Annotated in this window: 14 protein-coding genes; 12 read left to right on the top strand and 2 right to left on the bottom strand. The window is 66.8% G+C overall.

What is annotated here, in order from left to right; all coding sequences use genetic code 11:
- Window positions 1–3: 3 nt before the first annotated feature.
- From AC6JAM_RS07030 to manD, 3 genes are all read left to right on the top strand, one after another.
- A complete protein-coding gene (locus AC6JAM_RS07030; RefSeq protein ID WP_497934358.1) occupies window positions 4–687 on the top strand; it encodes a bifunctional 4-hydroxy-2-oxoglutarate aldolase/2-dehydro-3-deoxy-phosphogluconate aldolase in 684 nt (227 codons plus the stop codon).
- Window positions 684–1,655 carry a sugar kinase gene (locus AC6JAM_RS07025; protein ID WP_497934357.1) on the top strand — a complete coding sequence of 324 codons (972 nt, stop codon included), beginning with the start codon at window positions 684–686 and terminating at the stop codon, window positions 1,653–1,655. Before AC6JAM_RS07030 ends, AC6JAM_RS07025 begins: the two co-directional genes overlap by 4 nt.
- Window positions 1,656–1,716: 61 nt before the next feature.
- A complete protein-coding gene (gene manD, locus AC6JAM_RS07020) occupies window positions 1,717–2,946 on the top strand; it encodes a D-mannonate dehydratase ManD (protein WP_478222488.1) in 1,230 nt (409 codons plus the stop codon).
- A 77-nt stretch (window positions 2,947–3,023) separates the two neighbouring features.
- Here manD and AC6JAM_RS07015 read toward each other — a convergent pair whose 3' ends face one another.
- Complete coding sequence (locus tag AC6JAM_RS07015; protein WP_134166162.1) at window positions 3,024–3,959, bottom strand: PaaX family transcriptional regulator; 936 nt, start codon at window positions 3,957–3,959, stop codon at window positions 3,024–3,026.
- A gap of 177 nt (window positions 3,960–4,136) precedes the next feature.
- On the opposite strand from AC6JAM_RS07015, the gene AC6JAM_RS07010 reads away from it, so the two are divergent.
- The 3 genes from AC6JAM_RS07010 to AC6JAM_RS07000 are packed head-to-tail and all read left to right on the top strand — an operon-like array spanning window position 4,137 to window position 7,742.
- Window positions 4,137–5,504 (top strand): MFS transporter, encoded by a 1,368-nt coding sequence (locus AC6JAM_RS07010; protein WP_018772239.1) that lies wholly within the window; start codon window positions 4,137–4,139, stop codon window positions 5,502–5,504.
- 28 nt (window positions 5,505–5,532) lie between these two features.
- Complete coding sequence (locus AC6JAM_RS07005) at window positions 5,533–7,278, top strand: CocE/NonD family hydrolase (protein ID WP_478222485.1); 1,746 nt, start codon at window positions 5,533–5,535, stop codon at window positions 7,276–7,278.
- Entirely contained in the window at window positions 7,275–7,742 is a 468-nt protein-coding gene (locus AC6JAM_RS07000; RefSeq protein ID WP_497934354.1) for a DUF3237 domain-containing protein, read from the top strand. The genes AC6JAM_RS07005 and AC6JAM_RS07000 overlap by 4 nt, the downstream gene beginning before the upstream one ends.
- A 51-nt stretch (window positions 7,743–7,793) precedes the next feature.
- Here AC6JAM_RS07000 and AC6JAM_RS06995 read toward each other — a convergent pair whose 3' ends face one another.
- Entirely contained in the window at window positions 7,794–8,261 is a 468-nt protein-coding gene (locus AC6JAM_RS06995; RefSeq protein WP_497935931.1) for a MarR family winged helix-turn-helix transcriptional regulator, read from the bottom strand.
- Between the two features lie 133 nt (window positions 8,262–8,394).
- Between AC6JAM_RS06995 and AC6JAM_RS06990 the strand changes: the two genes are divergently transcribed.
- The 6 genes from AC6JAM_RS06990 to menE all read left to right on the top strand — a co-directional run bounded on the left by AC6JAM_RS06990 (window position 8,395) and on the right by menE (window position 14,971).
- Window positions 8,395–9,333 carry an SDR family NAD(P)-dependent oxidoreductase gene (locus tag AC6JAM_RS06990; protein WP_223993480.1) on the top strand — a complete coding sequence of 313 codons (939 nt, stop codon included), beginning with the start codon at window positions 8,395–8,397 and terminating at the stop codon, window positions 9,331–9,333.
- 2 nt (window positions 9,334–9,335) lie between these two features.
- Entirely contained in the window at window positions 9,336–10,226 is an 891-nt protein-coding gene (locus AC6JAM_RS06985) for an amidohydrolase family protein (RefSeq protein ID WP_497934353.1), read from the top strand.
- A gap of 1 nt (window position 10,227) precedes the next feature.
- Window positions 10,228–11,442, top strand: a complete 1,215-nt coding sequence (locus tag AC6JAM_RS06980; RefSeq protein ID WP_497934352.1) for an acyl-CoA dehydrogenase family protein — start codon at window positions 10,228–10,230, stop codon at window positions 11,440–11,442.
- Between the two features lie 58 nt (window positions 11,443–11,500).
- The gene (locus AC6JAM_RS06975; RefSeq protein WP_018772160.1) at window positions 11,501–11,956 is read left to right on the top strand and encodes a MaoC family dehydratase; all 456 of its coding nucleotides are present in this window, start codon (window positions 11,501–11,503) and stop codon (window positions 11,954–11,956) included.
- Window positions 11,957–12,075: 119 nt separating this feature from the next.
- Window positions 12,076–13,404, top strand: a complete 1,329-nt coding sequence (locus AC6JAM_RS06970; protein WP_018772159.1) for an MFS transporter — start codon at window positions 12,076–12,078, stop codon at window positions 13,402–13,404.
- 7 nt (window positions 13,405–13,411) lie between these two features.
- Complete coding sequence (gene menE / locus AC6JAM_RS06965) at window positions 13,412–14,971, top strand: o-succinylbenzoate--CoA ligase (protein WP_497934350.1); 1,560 nt, start codon at window positions 13,412–13,414, stop codon at window positions 14,969–14,971.
- Window positions 14,972–15,059: the final 88 nt, after the last annotated feature.

Here is a 15,059-nt window from a genome sequence, read left to right as displayed (position 1 = left end):
CCCATGACATCCCAAAATCCAGCCGTCACCTCCGCCGGCCTGCTGGCCGGCATCCGGCAGTCGCGGCTTGTCGGCATTGTCCGCGGGAACGACGGCGGTGCTGCCGCCAAGGCGGCGCTGGCCGCCATGGAGGAAGGCTTCCGGTACGTGGAGATCGCCCTCACCACGCCCAACGCGCTGGAGGCAATCCGCGAGGTCCGCGCGGCTGCGCCGGCCGGCTGCCTGGTGGGCGCCGGCACCGTCCTGAGCGAGGCCGACGTCGAACACGTCACCGCTGCCGGCGGCCAGTTCATCGTCACCCCCTCCCTTGCCCCCTCCATCAGCGAGGCGGCCAGTGCCGGCATCCCGGTCCTGGCCGGCGCGCTGACCCCCACCGAGGCCTATGAGGCGATGGAACGCGGTGCCACCGCCATCAAGCTTTTCCCGGCATCGATCGGCGGGCGCGGCTACCTGAAGGCAGTCCGCGATCCCTTCCCGGACATCCCCTTCATCGCCGTGGGCGGCGTGGGCCTCGGCGAGGCGGCCGGGTACTGGGAAGCCGGGGCGATCGCCGTCGGCCTGGGCGGTCCGCTGTTCGGCAGCGCAGCCTCCGGCGGCGACCTCACGGAAATGCGGGAACGTGCCCGCAGCTTCCTGGCCCTTGCGGCCGAATTTGCTGCCCGTGCCGGAACCGGGACCCCTTCATGAGCGTTTGCCTGATGACCTTCGGCGAGTCCATGGTCTCACTCCGCGCCGGCGGCCCCCTGGCGAACGGCGGCACCCTGAACATGCAGGTGGCGGGGGCAGAATCGAACGTTGCCATCGGCGTCGCGCGGCTTGGCCACAGCGCTGCCTGGGCCGGGACGGTGGGCGCGGACCCGCACGGCGAGTTCATCCTTAAGCAACTGCGCGGCGAAGGCGTCCAGCTGCACCACACCGTGCATGCGGACCGGAGCACCGGGGTGATGTTCCTGGAGCAGCGCACCGCCGACCTCAGCCGGGCCTTCTACTACCGCGCCGGATCGGCGGGAGCCACCATCTCCCGCGGCCAGGTTGCTGCGGCCCTGGATGGCGGAACACGGATCCTGCACCTGACCGGCATCACTCCGGCACTCAGCCCGGAAGCGCGGGACGCGGTGGAGTACGCCGCGGAACGGGCTGCGGCTGAAGGGCTGGTGGTATCCCTGGATGTGAACTACCGGAGCAAGCTCTGGTCCCGCGACCAGGCGAGGGCCGTGCTCGGCCCCCTGGCCCGGCACGCCACCATCGTCATAGCGTCCGACGACGAACTCGACCTGGTTGCCGTCCCGCAGGACGGAAACGGGGAGGCGACGCCCCCGGCCGATGAGGTCCGTGCGGCCGCGCACCTGTTGGACTTGGGGGTCAGCGAAGTGGTGGTGAAGCGAGGCGCCGCGGGGGCCGCGGTCCATGCAGCCGACGGCCTTCTTGAAGCTCCGGCCATCCCGGTGACGTGCGTGGACACCGTTGGGGCCGGGGACGCGTTCACCGCCGGTTACCTTTCCGCCCTGCTCGACGGCGAAGACGTCGCCGGCCGCCTCAAGCGCGGCATCCTCGCCGGCGCCTTCGCCGTCAGCACGCGCGGCGATTGGGAGGGCCTGCCCCGCCGCGAAGAACTCGCCCTGCTCGACTCCGCCAGGGGCAGTACCCAGCGCTGAGAAACTGCCCACCCCAACGGGAAATTCCCATCTACCCAAAGCCCCTACCCGAAAGCCAGCTGTGAAGATTATTGCCGCCGATGTGTTTGTGACCAGCCCCACCCGGAATTTTGTGACCCTCCGGATCACCACGGACGACGGCGTGACCGGCATTGGCGACGCCACCCTGAACGGGCGCGAGCTCGCCGTCGCCGCCTACCTGAAGGAACATGTGGCGCAGTTGCTCATTGGCAAGGATGCGCACCGGATTGAGGATACGTGGCAGTTCCTGTACCGGAGTGCGTATTGGCGGCGGGGTCCGGTGACGATGGCGGCGATCGCTGCGGTGGATATGGCGTTGTGGGATATCAAGGGCAAGGTGGCCGGGTTGCCGGTGTACCAGTTGCTGGGTGGTGCGTCGCGGAACGGGTTGCGGGCGTATGGGCATGCTTCGGGTGCGGATATTGAGTCGTTGTTTGATTCGGTGCGGGAGCATCTGGAGTTGGGGTACAAGTCGATCCGGATCCAGACGGCGATCCCGGGGATCAAGGCCGTGTATGGGGTGGCGGCGCAGGCGCAGGCGTCGGGGGAGCGGTATGACTATGAGCCGGCCGGGCGGGGTGCGTTCCCGCAGGAGGAGGACTGGGATACCCGGGCGTACCTGCGGCACCTGCCCACGGTGTTTGAGGCGGTGCGGAACGAGTTTGGGCCGGAGATCCCGTTGCTGCATGACGGGCATCACCGGATGACGCCGATCCAGGCCGCGAAGCTGGGCAAGGCGCTGGAGCCGTATGACCTGTTCTGGCTGGAGGACTGCACGCCGGCGGAGAACCAGGAGGGGCTGCGCCTGGTGCGGCAGCACACCACCACGCCGTTGGCGATCGGGGAGATCTTCAATACGGTGTTTGACTTCCAGACGCTGATCAAGGAGCAGTTGATTGATTATGTGCGGGCGGCGTCCACGCACTTCGGTGGGATCAGTCCGTTGAAGAAGGTGATGGATTTCGCGGCGCAGTACCAGATCAAGTCCGGTTTCCACGGTCCGACCGATATTTCCCCGGTGGGGTTCGCGGCGCAGCTGCACGTGGGGTTGGCGATCCATAACTACGGGATCCAGGAGTACATGCAGCACTCGGCCAAGACCAACGAGGTCTTCGAGCAGTCCATGACGTTCGTGGACGGGTACCTGCACCCGGGCGACAAACCGGGCATCGGCGTCGAATTCAACGAAGAAGCCGCCGCGGCCTACCCCTACCAGCAGGCCTACCTGCCCTACAACCGCCTCGTCGACGGCACCGTCCACGACTGGTAAGACCGCCACGACTGGCAAGGACCGCCACGACGCGTGAGGCTGGCCACGACCTGCAAGCCGCTGCTTGCGGGGGCGCCCTAACCCTTGAGCCGGAAGGCCCGGCTCTCCCCGGCGAGTTCGGGGGCGAGCCGGGCTACCGTCTCCTCCGCGTAGGAGGCAGCCCTCTCCATCAGTGAGTTGTAGAGGGTGACGAAAATTCGGCGCGCCTCGAACAGTGGAAAATCGTGGGGCAACAGGTCCGGAGGCAAGCCCGGGTCCTCCCAGGGGAAAGCGCGCCACGCATCCATCACCTCGGTCCTCAGCCGGAAGGCCTCCTCCCCGCTCAGGCGCTGGGCGTCAAGTGTCTGGGCCTTCCCACGGTAGGCATCGATAAAGGGTGCGTACTGCCCGCGGAGTTCGTTCAGGTCCCAGGCCTCGATCAACGGCCGGCCGCGTAGTTCCTCCTCAGGCGTGCGGAAGATGGCATAGTTGTCCACGCCCAGATGCCGGCAGGAGTCCTCCAGATCCTGCACCGTGTCCCACGCGGAAACCCAGACCGCGCCGTACAGCGGAGCGAAACCAAGCCACTTGAGCCGGCTGCGGAGCAGGTCACGCACCTCCCTGGAACTCTCGGGAACGGTGAAGGCCATGACAGTCCACATTCTGTCCCACCGGCGGTCCTCGGAACCGAAACCACTGACCTGGCCCACACCCACGTCGAGGCGGGCCTGGGCTTCCGGCGTGAAGCGGTAACGGGACGTTCGTCCCGCGCTCGACTGTTCCAGCACCCCGCGTCCGGCCAGGCGGCTCAGCGCCGTAGAGGCGGCCGACGCGCTGACGCCCAGTGCTCCCGCCAGGGCCACGATCAGTCGTGAGGGCAGCCATCCGGTGTACTCCCGCCAATAGTCCGCCATCATCGTCACCACCAGGTGCTGGGAAGCGGATCCCTTCAACGGCCGCGGGAAATTGACCTGCTCGGCGGCAACGCGGTGTGCGGCGGGGTCGCCGGAGTGGACGTGGAGGTTGCTGGTCACGGTCCATCTTCTCAGGAGGAGAGGGAACGGCAAATTGAACCTTGCAGTTTTCTTGACGGCCGTTGCGATAAGCGCATAATATCTATCCAAGTGATCCGGCCCACACCCCGCGCCGGTAGCTTTTCCCGCCGCAGGAGCGAGTCAGGCCCTGCTTCAAAACTTTCCAGGAGATCCGCAATGACCGCAGGTCCCGGTCCGCTGACGCCGTTGTCACCGGACACCGTTTCCGTCCCCGCCACAGCTTCCAAGGGCAACGCCAACGCCCGCCGTGCCGCTGCCGCAAGCTTCATTGGCAGCACCCTCGAGTACTACGACTTCTTCATCTACGGCTCTGCTTCGGCGTTGATATTCAACAAAATCTTCTTTCCCGGCATCGACCCATCCCTGGGCATGGTCCTTTCCATGGCCACGATCGGCATCGGCTACGTGGTGCGGCCCCTGGCCGCCGGCGTGATTGGCCACTTTGGTGACCGCATAGGCCGCCGCCAGATGCTGGTCCTGACCCTGGTCCTCATGGGAGTCGCCACGTTCCTGATCGGCTGCCTTCCGCCCGTGTCGGTGATCGGCGCCGCCGCCCCGATCCTGCTGGTACTCCTGCGCGCACTGCAGGGGGCTTCGGCCGCCGGCGAGTCCGTGGGTGCCGTGACCATGACCATGGAACACGCCCCTACCCACAGGAGGGCCTTCTACGCCAGCTGGGTCAACACGGGAGCGGTGGCCGGCATCATGCTGGCGTCGCTCGCGTTCCTTGCGGTATCGCTGCTGCCGCAGGACGATTTGCTCGCATGGGGATGGCGCCTGCCGTTCCTTGCCAGCATCCTGGTTGTCGTGGTGGGCCTGTACATCAGGCTCCGCCTCCCGGAATCGGAAGTGTTCGAGGCCGCCAAGGAATCTGCGGGCGCCCAGGAACTGCCCATCAAGGTGGTCCTGCGCGACCATTGGGCCACCATCCTCAAGGTGATCCTGTTCGGTCTCTGGAGCGTCGTTTCCTCGGTGTTCGCGGCCTTCGGTCTTGCCTACGCCGGCAAGCTCGGAGTCCCCGCGGCCGTCATGCTCACCGTCACTATCGTCACCGCGGCCCTGGGCATCGTCGTCCAGCCGTACGCAGGCATCCTGGCCGACCGGATCGGACGTAAACCGGTGTTCATCACCGGCAACATCGTCTGCGCGGCGTCGGTGTTCGCGTTCTTCTGGTCGATCAGCGCCGGCTCCATCCCGCTGATCTTTGCCACGGCCATCCTCTTCATGACCGTCGGCTACGGCATGGTCAACCCGCTTGGCCCATCCATGACCGCGGAAATGTTCGAAACCAGGATCCGCTACACCGGAGCTGCCACTGCCTCCCAGCTGGGGCTCGTCGTCACCGGCTTTGCTCCCGCCATTGCCGCCGCCATCGTCCAGCCCGGCCCTGACGGGTGGCTGCCCGTTGCCTTTTTCACGGCCGCCTGCTGCCTCGTCTCCGCCGTCGTGACCGCCGTGTGGGTCAAGGAGACCTACCGGACCCGGACCGAAGACCTCGGCAAGCAACCCGCCTCCGCGGCCTAGCACCCCCACCCAAACGAAAGGCACCCACGTGCGCTACCTTGTCGTCGTCGACGGCGATGTTGAAGCAACCATGACCGACGGAACCATCCTCCGGTCCACCGTCTACCGGCCGGACGCGCCGGATGAAACCTTCCCGGTGCTGCTCACGCGCACGCCCTACGGGCGGGACCTGGCGGTCAACTCGGCGTACTTCAATCCGCTGACCGTTGCGGCGGCCGGGTACGTGGTGGTGATGCAGGACTGCCGCGGCAGGTTCGGCTCGGACGGCAGGTTTGAGCCTTCGGTCAATGAAGCGTCCGACGGCGCCACAACAGTGGAGTGGGCCGCGCGCCTTCCGTGGTCCAACGGCAGGGTGGGCATGTGGGGCCGGTCCTACTTCGCGGAAACCCAGTGGCGTGCCGCCCGGCAGTCCCCGGCAGCGCTCAAGGCCCTGGCGCCGGGGGTCTCGGCGGGCGGCAACGCCAACAACGGTGCGCTGTACAGGGGCGGTGCCCATGAGCTGGGCAGCCGCCTGGCCTGGGGGCACGCCTCGATTTCCCTGAATGAACTGATGCGGGAACATGCTGACGATCCCGAGCGGCGCGCGAAGGAGCTCCAGGAATGGCTTGCCCTGGACACTGGATTTGCCGATGGTTCCTGCTACGGAGTCCTCCCGCTGCGGGACCTGGAACCCAGGCTGGGCACCTTCCTTCGCAACGAGGTCACCCCGTCCGCGGGGGAGGGGCCGGGGAGTGATTTCTGCCGGTTGTGGGATGCCGCTTCCGATGCGGCGGTGCCGCTGCCAACGCTGCACATCGGCGGCTGGTTCGATATCTTCGCCCCGAACACGCTGGACCAGTACCGCCGCCAGGCGGTCCTCAGCAAGACCTTCCCCGGCATTGAACCCCGCCTCATCCTTGGCCCCTGGACACACACCAACCTCACGGGCGGGTACCCGGACATCCACTTCGGCGCAGCCGCGTCCTCCGGCATCGTCGATGGCCGCGGAGATCTGTCGTCCCTCCACACGGCCTGGTTCGACGCCGTCCTCAAGGAGGACGGAGCGGCCATCGCCGCGGTCCCCAAGGTGCTGCTGTATTTCCTGGGCGAGAACCGCTGGCGCGGCTTTGATGAACTGCCGGTTCCCGCCGGGCAGAGGTCGTGGTTCCTTTCCGCCGAGGGGGACCTGCTGGACCAGGCGGGTGTGGACGGAAACGTTGAGTACGCCTACGACCCCCTGGATCCCGTGCCCACTACGGGCGGGGCCACCATGCTCGCCGGCGCCTTTCCCGCGGGTCCGGCGCGGCAGGACGCCGTCGAGGCGCGCACCGACGTCGCCGTCTTCACCACGGAGCCCTTCACCGAAACCACCACCATCTTCGGTGCCGTCACCGCCACCTTGTTTGCATCTTCCAGTGCCGTGGACACGGACTGGGTGGTCCGGCTTTGCAGGGTGTCAGCGGACGGGGTTTCCCTGGGGATTGCCGACGGGATCGTCCGGGCGTCCTGGCGCGATGCCTATGCGGAAACCGGGCTGTTCGAGGAAGGGCATCCGCCGTCTCCCATCGAGCCAGGCCAGGTCTACGAGTACACCATCAGCCTTTGGGAGACGGCTCTGACGCTCGCCCCCGGGGAGCGCCTGCGCGTCCAGGTCACGTCGAGCTGCCACCCGCGCTGGGACCGCAACCTCAACACCGGCAAACTGGCCTACGAATCGGGAGTTGCCGTGACCGCCAACCAGCGTATCCACGTTGGCGCCTCCCACCCCAGCCGCCTGACAGTGGGCCTGCTGTGAGCGCACCTTTACGGCCGCGCCTGGAGTTCCTGACGGAGCTGAACGTAACGGTGGAAACACCCATTGATGTTGGGCCCGCCCCCACCGGCCACCGCAGGATCATACCGATCACCGGCGGAACGATGACGGGGCTCGCCCTCCGCGGCACGGTGCTGCCCGGCGGCGCGGATTTCCAGACCCTGCACAGCCCGGAACTCACCGAGCTTGATGCCCGCTACGTTGTCGAGGCGGAGGACGGGGCATTGATCCACGTGCACAACAACGCGCTCCGCCACGGCTCAGCGGCGGACATTGCACGCCTGAACCGCGGCGAGGAGGTGGACCCGGGTGCCATCTACTTCCGTTGCTCCCTGCGGTTCTCCACGGCCTCCGAAGAGTGGGCATGGCTCAATCACGTGATCGCCGTGGGCACTGGTGAGCGCTACCCGGATTCGGTGCGGATCGCGGTCTTCATCGTCCGCTAGGCACTGTCCCGGCCGGGCATTGCGGAACCCGGCCGGGACGGGCACTACGACTTAGGCCTCCGCGCCCCACAGCGCCTTGCGCAGCAGCCGCTTCAATTCCTGCGACTCCTCCCCGGACAGGGTGGAAAGCTGGTCCAGTTCCGCCGCGTCCAGCGCAGCGCGGGCCTTGGTATGCATCCTGCGGCCCTCGGCCGTGGAGACGATGATCTTGGCGCGCCGGTCTTGCTTCCCCTGCGCCCGCTCCACCAGTCCGCGGCGTTCCAGGTCGTCCACCAGCGTGACCACCTGGCTCGGGTCCAGGCTGAGGAAGTCGGCAAGCTCCCGCTGCGTCGGCTCCAGCCCGCTGCACGCCAGTGTCAGGACTGAGAAGGAGCGCTCCCGCAGGCCGAAGTCCGCCAGTGCCTTGTTGTTCAGGACCGAGCCTGCGGCATGCAGCTTCGCCAGCAGCAGTCCCACGTCACCGCCGATCCTGGCTGCCGCAAGGCGCGGGATCTGAACGTCTGTGCCCAAGGTGGCCATCACAACTCCGGTACTGGTAAAAAACAATCGTTGACTTTTTCAATGATCCGTAATTTCATTGAATCCAACAAGGATCTCACACCGCAGTGGGACCACCCAACGGCTTCGGCCGGCGCATGCGAAGGAGCAGGCCATGAGCTTGAACGGCAAAGTTGCAATCGTCACCGGGAGCGGGCAGGGCCTCGGCCTCGCCTACGCAAGGGAACTGGCCCGCCAGGGTGCCGCCGTCGTTATCAATGACGTCAACGCTGAAACCGCCGCGCAGGCCGTGGCCCGGATCGAGGCCGACGGAGGCCGGGCCACCGCTGTGGTGGTTCCGGTGGGAACCACGGACGCGGCCAAGGCCCTGGTGGCCGGCGCCGTCGACGCGTTCGGACGGCTGGACATCCTGGTCACCAACGCCGGGATCCTGCGGGACAAGTCCCTGCTGAAGATGACTGACGAGGACTTCGACCTGGTCATCAACGTGCACCTCAAGGGCACCTTCACCTGCGTCCGGGAGGCGTTTGGCTACTTCAAGGAAAACAACGTGCAGGGCCGCATCATCACCATCGGTTCCCCCACGGGCCAGCGCGGCAACTTCGGCCAGACCAACTATGCTGCGGCGAAGGCCGGGATCGTGGGCATGGTCCGCACCTGGGCGCTGGAAATGAAGAAGGCGGGCGTGACGGTCAACAGCGTCATTCCGGTGGCCGCCACCGCCATGACCAAGACCGTGCCGTACTTCCAGAAGGCAGTGGAGGCGGACGAGCGTGGCGAGGCCATGCCGTCATTCTTCCGCCATGACCTCGGCTTTGGAACGGCCGACGACGTCTCCGGACTGGTTGCCTTCCTCGCCTCCGACGAGGCAGCCAACATCACCGGCCAGGCCATCGGCGCCGGCGGTGACCGTCTGCAGGTCTGGACCCACCCGGAAGCGGCCACCACGGAATACCGCGACGGCGGCTGGACCTATGAGGCCCTGCTGGACAACGCCGGCCAGCTGTTCAACCGGGACACGCTGCAGGGCTACGGCGAGGAATTCCTGCCGCTGCCTGCAGAACTGCAGCCCGAACCGGTCCAGGCGCGCTGATCATGGCAGACCGATACGAACTGGGCATCGACCCCGCCAAACTCGAGGCGATCGACATGCACGTACACCTCGAGGTGGACAGCTGCGGGCACGGGTCGCTGCCTGAGGCATTGACCGAAGCATCGGCCAAGTACTTCAAGGCTGAAGACCGCACACCGTCCCTGGACCGTATCGCCGAGGTCTACCGCGGACTGAACATGGCCGCCGTCGTCTTCACCGTGGACGCCCGCACCCAGCTCAAGCATGAGCCCAACAGCATCCCCGAACTCATCGCCGGCGCCGCCCGGAACAACGACGTACTGATTCCGTTCGGCAGTGTCGACCCGCGCACGGGTGAGGACGCCATCGCCGGGGCCAAGCACCAGGCGGTGGAGCTCGGTGCCCGCGGCTTCAAGTTCCATCCGTCCCTCCAGGGCTTCGACCCCTCGAACGAGCGCTTCTACCCCCTGTGGGGGACGCTCCAGGAACTGGGCCTGCCCGCCATCTTCCATACCGGCCAAAACGGCATGGGAGCGGGCCTGCCCGGCGGGTATGGCATCAAGCTCGCTTACTCCAACCCGTTGCTGCTGGACGCCGTGGCCGCCGATTTCCCGGGCCTGCAGATCATCATGGCCCACCCGTCGGTGCCGTGGCAGGACGAGGCAAACTCCATCGCCACGCACAAGGCCAACGTCTTCATCGACCTCTCCGGCTGGTCGCCCAAGTACTTCCCGGAGTCGCTGGTCAAGGCCTCCAACTCCTACCTTCAGGACAAGGTGCTGTTTGGCACCGACTTCCCGCTGATCACCCCGCAGAAATGGCTGGGAGCGTTCGCCGACCTCCCGCTGAAGGACGAGGTCCGGCCCAAGATCCTCAAGGACAACGCGGTCCGCCTGCTCGGGCTGGGCGGCTGACATGGGCACGCTGACGACGGCGGATGCCGCCCTGGGTGCCCGGCTTTACGAAGCAGCGGATTGGTACGACGCCGAGTCCCTGCTCACGCTCGAGGAGCGCCAGGTCCTGTCCCGGCTGCGGTCATTCCTGGACGCGGAAGCCAGGCCGCTCCTGGCCGAGTACTGGGAACGCGGCGAGTTTCCCGAACAGCTGGCGCGGCCGCTGATCGACCTGGACCTGATGGAACCGGCCGGGCTCACGGCGGACGGACCCGCACGGGGCATCTACCAGGGCTTCCGGATCTTTGAACTTGCCCGCACCGACGCGTCCCTGGCCACCTGGTACGCCGCCCAGGCCGGCCTGTTCCGGACGGCCATCCGCGTGGGTGCCTCGGCGGAACAGCAGGCCGAATGGATGCCCAAGGTCATCGACTTCTCGCTCAAGGGCGTCTTCTCGCTGACCGAACCCGGGTCCGGTTCGGACATCGCCGGCGGACTGTCCACCACCGCCCGGCGGCAGGCTGACGGCAGCTGGGTCCTTGACGGCGCCAAGCGCTGGATCGGGGGCGCAGCCACCGCGGACGTCCTGGCCGTGTTCGCCCGGGACGCCGCGGACGGGCAGGTCAAGGCCTTCCTCGTGGACCGCGCCGCGGACGGAATCACGCTGGAAAAGATCCACGGAAAGACGTCGCTCAGGATGATGCAGAACGCCCACATCACCCTCACCGGTGTCCGCGTCCCTGAGTCGATGCGCCTGCAGAACGTGAACTCCTTCAGGGACGTCGCCGCGATGCTCCGGGCCATGCGTTCGGACGTGGCCTGGATCGCCACCGGCATCGCCGCCGGCGCGTTCGAGGCCGCGCTGGCCTACGTCAACGAACGCCGGCAGTTCGGACGCACCCTTGGTTCCTTCCAGCTGGTCCAGGAAAAACTGGCCCGCATGCTGGGGAACGTCACCTCCGCCCTGTCCCTGGTGGTCCGGCTTACCGAGCAGCAGGCCAAAGGCATCTACCGTGACCAGGACTCTGCTTTGGCAAAGATGCAGACGTCCCTTTTCATGCGTGACACCGTAGCCCTTGCCCGCGAGGTGGTGGGCGGCAACGGCATCACGCTGGCCACGGATGTGGCCCGCTTCCACGCCGACGCCGAAGCCGTCTACTCCTACGAGGGCACCCACGAGATCAACGCCCTCATCATCGGCCGCGCCCTCACGGGCGAAAGCGCCTTCAACCGCTGAACCACCCACCCGCTGAACCTAACTTCCACACCCAACAAACAACTCCCAGGAGGCAACGATGCCCAATCTCGTCGTCGATTTCGACACCCTGCTCACCCTGTCCGGCAAGGACCTCGGCACCACCGACTACCGCCAGATCACCCAGGAACAAATCAACCTCTTCGCCGACGCCACCGACGACCAGCAGTGGATCCACACCGACCCCGAACGCGCCAAGGACGGCCCGTTCGGCGCCCCGATCGCCCATGGCTTCCTGACGCTGTCGCTGATCATCCCGTTCTGGGGCGAGCTGTTCGACGTGGACGGCGTCACCACCAAGGTCAACTACGGCCTGGACAAAGTCCGCTTCACCTCCCCGGTGACGGTCGGCTCCAAGGTCCGCATGCAGGCCACCATCGCCGAGGTCACCGAGGTCAAGGGCGGTGCCCAGATCAAGGTCAACGCCACCATCGAAATCGAAGGCCAGGAACGCCCCGCCGTCGTCGCCGAATTCCTCGCCCGCTTCTACAAGTAGGCCGCACTACCGGCAGTAACCCCTTCACCACGCCGGCGGCACCACACGGCGCCGCCTCTTCAGGCAACCCCAAAATCCCCTTCCCTCCGTACCCCATTCCCCAAACCCTAGGAACAGCCATGTCCGGACACACCACGCTCGCACCCGCGGGCACGGCCGCCAAGCGCAAGGAAGCGCGCACGGTCATCCTGTCCAGCTATCTGGGCAGCACCATCGAGTTCTACGACTTCCTGCTGTACGCCACGGCCGCAGCGGTGGCCTTCCCCAAGGTCTTCTTCGCCGGCACGGACGAATGGGTGGGCGTGGTGGCGGCCTACGCCACCTTCGCCGCCGGGTACGTGGCCAGGCCGCTGGGCGGCATCATCTTCGGCCACTTCGGTGACAAGGTGGGCCGCAAGGGAATGCTGATCATCTCCATGGCCATGATGGGCATCGCCTCCACCCTCATCGGCCTGATTCCCGGCGCCGGCGTCATCGGGCCGTGGGGCGCCGTGATCCTGGTGCTCCTGCGCGTCTGCCAGGGCATCGCCGTCGGCGGTGAATGGGGCGGTGCCGCGCTCATGGCCCTGGAGCACGCCGACCCCAGGCGGCGCGGTTTCGCCGCCTCCTTCGTCAACGCCGGCGCCCCCACCGGCGCCGTGCTGGGCACCGTGGTGATGGGCATCTTCTCGGCATTGCCGCAGGACGCGTTCCTGGCCTGGGGGTGGCGGGTGCCGTTCCTGCTGTCCTTCGTGCTGCTGATCGTGGGCATGTTCGTCCGCCTGCGGGTCTCGGAGAGCCCGATCTTCGCCGAGGCCGTGGCCAAGGAGGAGGCCCAGGCAACCACCAAGCGCAAGATCCCGCTGCTTGAGGTGCTGCGCCGCCCCAAGGCCCTGATCATGATCATGTTTGCCGGCGCCGCCGGGTTCGGCCTGCAGGTGGTACTGCCCACGTTCTCAGTGACGTATGCCGTGTCCAAGGGGGCGCCGCAGCAGGGCGTGCTCTACGCCTTCGCCGGAGCCTCGGCCATCTCCATCATCTTCGTCCTCCTGGGCGGCCGCCTGTCCGACCGTTTCGGCCGCAGGCCCGTGATGATTGCCGGACTGGCCCTGTTCATCGCCTACCTTTTCCCCATGTTCGGCATGCTGGGCTCCGGCAACGTCGGGCTTGTCTTCGTGGCCTTTACCGTGGCACTGGTCCTGCACTCATCCCTGTACGGGCCGCTGGCAGCCTTCGTCTCCGAACAGTTCGGCACCACGTCCCGCTACACCGGCGCTGCGGTCGGCTACCAGCTGGCCACCCTGATCGGGGCGGGTTTCACCCCCGGCATCCTGGCCGGGCTCTACAAGGACTCCGGCCAGAGCATCGTTCCCGTGGTGGTGTTCCTGTCCGTCATGGCCCTCGTCTCGATTGTCTTCATCGCCCTGACGCGCGAGTCTAAGAACAACGACCTCACCACGGTCCGTTAGGAGAACCATGGACAACAACGGAGTTGGATCCTGGCTGCACCGCCGCCGCCGGAAGTCAGGCGCCAAGGCAGCCATCCTGTCCGGAGCCCGCACGCTGAGCTATGAAGAGTTGGCCGACAGGACCGACCGCCTGGCCAGCGCGCTCCGGGACAGGGGAGTGGCAAAGGGCGACCGGGTGGCCTACCTGGGCGAGAACCACCCTTCCTTCGTGGAAACGTTCTTTGCCTGCGGCCTGCTCGGTGCCATCTTCGTGCCGCTCAACACCCGGCTGGCTCCGCCGGAACTGCAGTTCCAGCTGCAGGATTCCGGGGCCCGGCTCCTGGTCAACGCCGGCGCCCTGGAGGCGTCTGCCGCTGCTGCCCTGGAAGGTACGGGCGTCACCCACCGGCTGGTTGTAGCGGCCGACGGCGGGACGGAACCTTCCGCCGGCACCTCACCCGCCGCCGTCGTTCCCTGTGAGGTGGCACCCTACGAGGAGGCGCTGCAGGCTGCGGCACCGGATCCCGCCGACGTGCCGGTGGGGCACGATGACGCGGCGATGATCCTCTACACCTCCGGCACCACGGGCAAGCCCAAGGGTGCCCTGCTGACCCACGGGAACATCACGTGGAACTGCATCAACACCATCGTGGACATGGACCTGAACCGAAACGATGTGGCGCTGATGATCTCGCCACTGTTCCATGTGGCGTCGCTGGACATGGGCCTGCTGCCGATGCTGCTGAAGGGTGCCACCGTGGTGCTTGAGGCGAAGTTCGATCCCGCCAGGGTCCTGGACCTGATCCAGAAACACAAGGTGACCACCCTCAACGGGGTGCCCACCACGTTCCAGCTCCTCTGCGAGCATCCGGGATGGGAGGCGGCGGACCTCAGCTCCCTGGACAAGCTCACCTGCGGCGGCTCCGCCATCCCCCGCCGCGTCCTGGATGCGTACGAGGACCGCGGCATCGGCTTCACCAGCTGCTACGGCATGACCGAAACAGCGCCGGGCGCCACCATGCTTCCAGTCGACAGGTCCCGGGACAAGGCGGGCTCGGCAGGCCTGCCGCACTTCTTCACGGACGTCCGGATCGCCGACCCGATGGGCGGTGCAGTGGCCCCGGGCGGGGTGGGGGAGATCCAGATCTCCGGCCCCAATGTGATCAAGGAGTACTGGAACCGGCCGGAGGCCACCGCCGCCAGCTACGCGGACGGGGCCTGGTTCCGCTCCGGGGACATGGGCTACCGGGACCAGGAAGGCTTCCTGTTCGTCTCGGACCGGCTCAAGGACATGATCATCTCCGGCGGGGAAAACATCTACCCGGCCGAGGTGGAAGCCGTGATCGCGGAGCACAGGGCTGTCAGCAGCGTGGCGGTCATCGGGGTTAGCGATGACAAATGGGGCGAGGTTCCCCAGGCCATCGTGACCCTGCGGGAGGGCGAATCGCTGACGGAGGAGCAGCTGCGCAGCTTCCTGGACGGCCGGCTGGCCCGGTACAAGATTCCCAAGTCGCTGGTGGTGGTGGCGGACATGCCCCGCACGGCCAGCGGCAAGATCCGCAAGATGGAGCTCCGCAAGCAGCTCTGAGCACCAAAACGGGGCAGGTGCCCGCTGGCCCGTATGGTTCCGCCGTTGTTACCGTTCACGGTCATCAATTGGCGGAACCATACCAGCC

The sequence above is a fragment of the Arthrobacter sp. GmRoot5-12 genome (assembly GCF_059739365.1).
The sequence above is the reverse complement of the archived record's forward strand: the minus strand, read 5'-3'. Positions and strand labels throughout refer to the sequence as shown.

Bases quoted from the DNA above. Each gene is read 5' to 3' on its own strand.
- AC6JAM_RS07025 (WP_497934357.1), top strand. From the start codon at position 684: ATGAGCGTTTGCCTGATGACCTTCGGCGAGTCCATGGTCTCACTCCGC.
- AC6JAM_RS06980 (WP_497934352.1), top strand. From the start codon at position 10,228: ATGGGCACGCTGACGACGGCGGATGCCGCCCTGGGTGCCCGGCTTTAC.
- AC6JAM_RS07010 (WP_018772239.1), top strand. From the start codon at position 4,137: ATGACCGCAGGTCCCGGTCCGCTGACGCCGTTGTCACCGGACACCGTT.
- menE (WP_497934350.1), top strand. From the start codon at position 13,412: ATGGACAACAACGGAGTTGGATCCTGGCTGCACCGCCGCCGCCGGAAG.
- AC6JAM_RS06990 (WP_223993480.1), top strand. From the start codon at position 8,395: ATGAGCTTGAACGGCAAAGTTGCAATCGTCACCGGGAGCGGGCAGGGC.
- AC6JAM_RS06995 (WP_497935931.1), bottom strand. From the start codon at position 8,261: ATGGCCACCTTGGGCACAGACGTTCAGATCCCGCGCCTTGCGGCAGCC.
- AC6JAM_RS06970 (WP_018772159.1), top strand. From the start codon at position 12,076: ATGTCCGGACACACCACGCTCGCACCCGCGGGCACGGCCGCCAAGCGC.
- AC6JAM_RS06985 (WP_497934353.1), top strand. From the start codon at position 9,336: ATGGCAGACCGATACGAACTGGGCATCGACCCCGCCAAACTCGAGGCG.
- AC6JAM_RS07030 (WP_497934358.1), top strand. From the start codon at position 4: ATGACATCCCAAAATCCAGCCGTCACCTCCGCCGGCCTGCTGGCCGGC.
- AC6JAM_RS06975 (WP_018772160.1), top strand. From the start codon at position 11,501: ATGCCCAATCTCGTCGTCGATTTCGACACCCTGCTCACCCTGTCCGGC.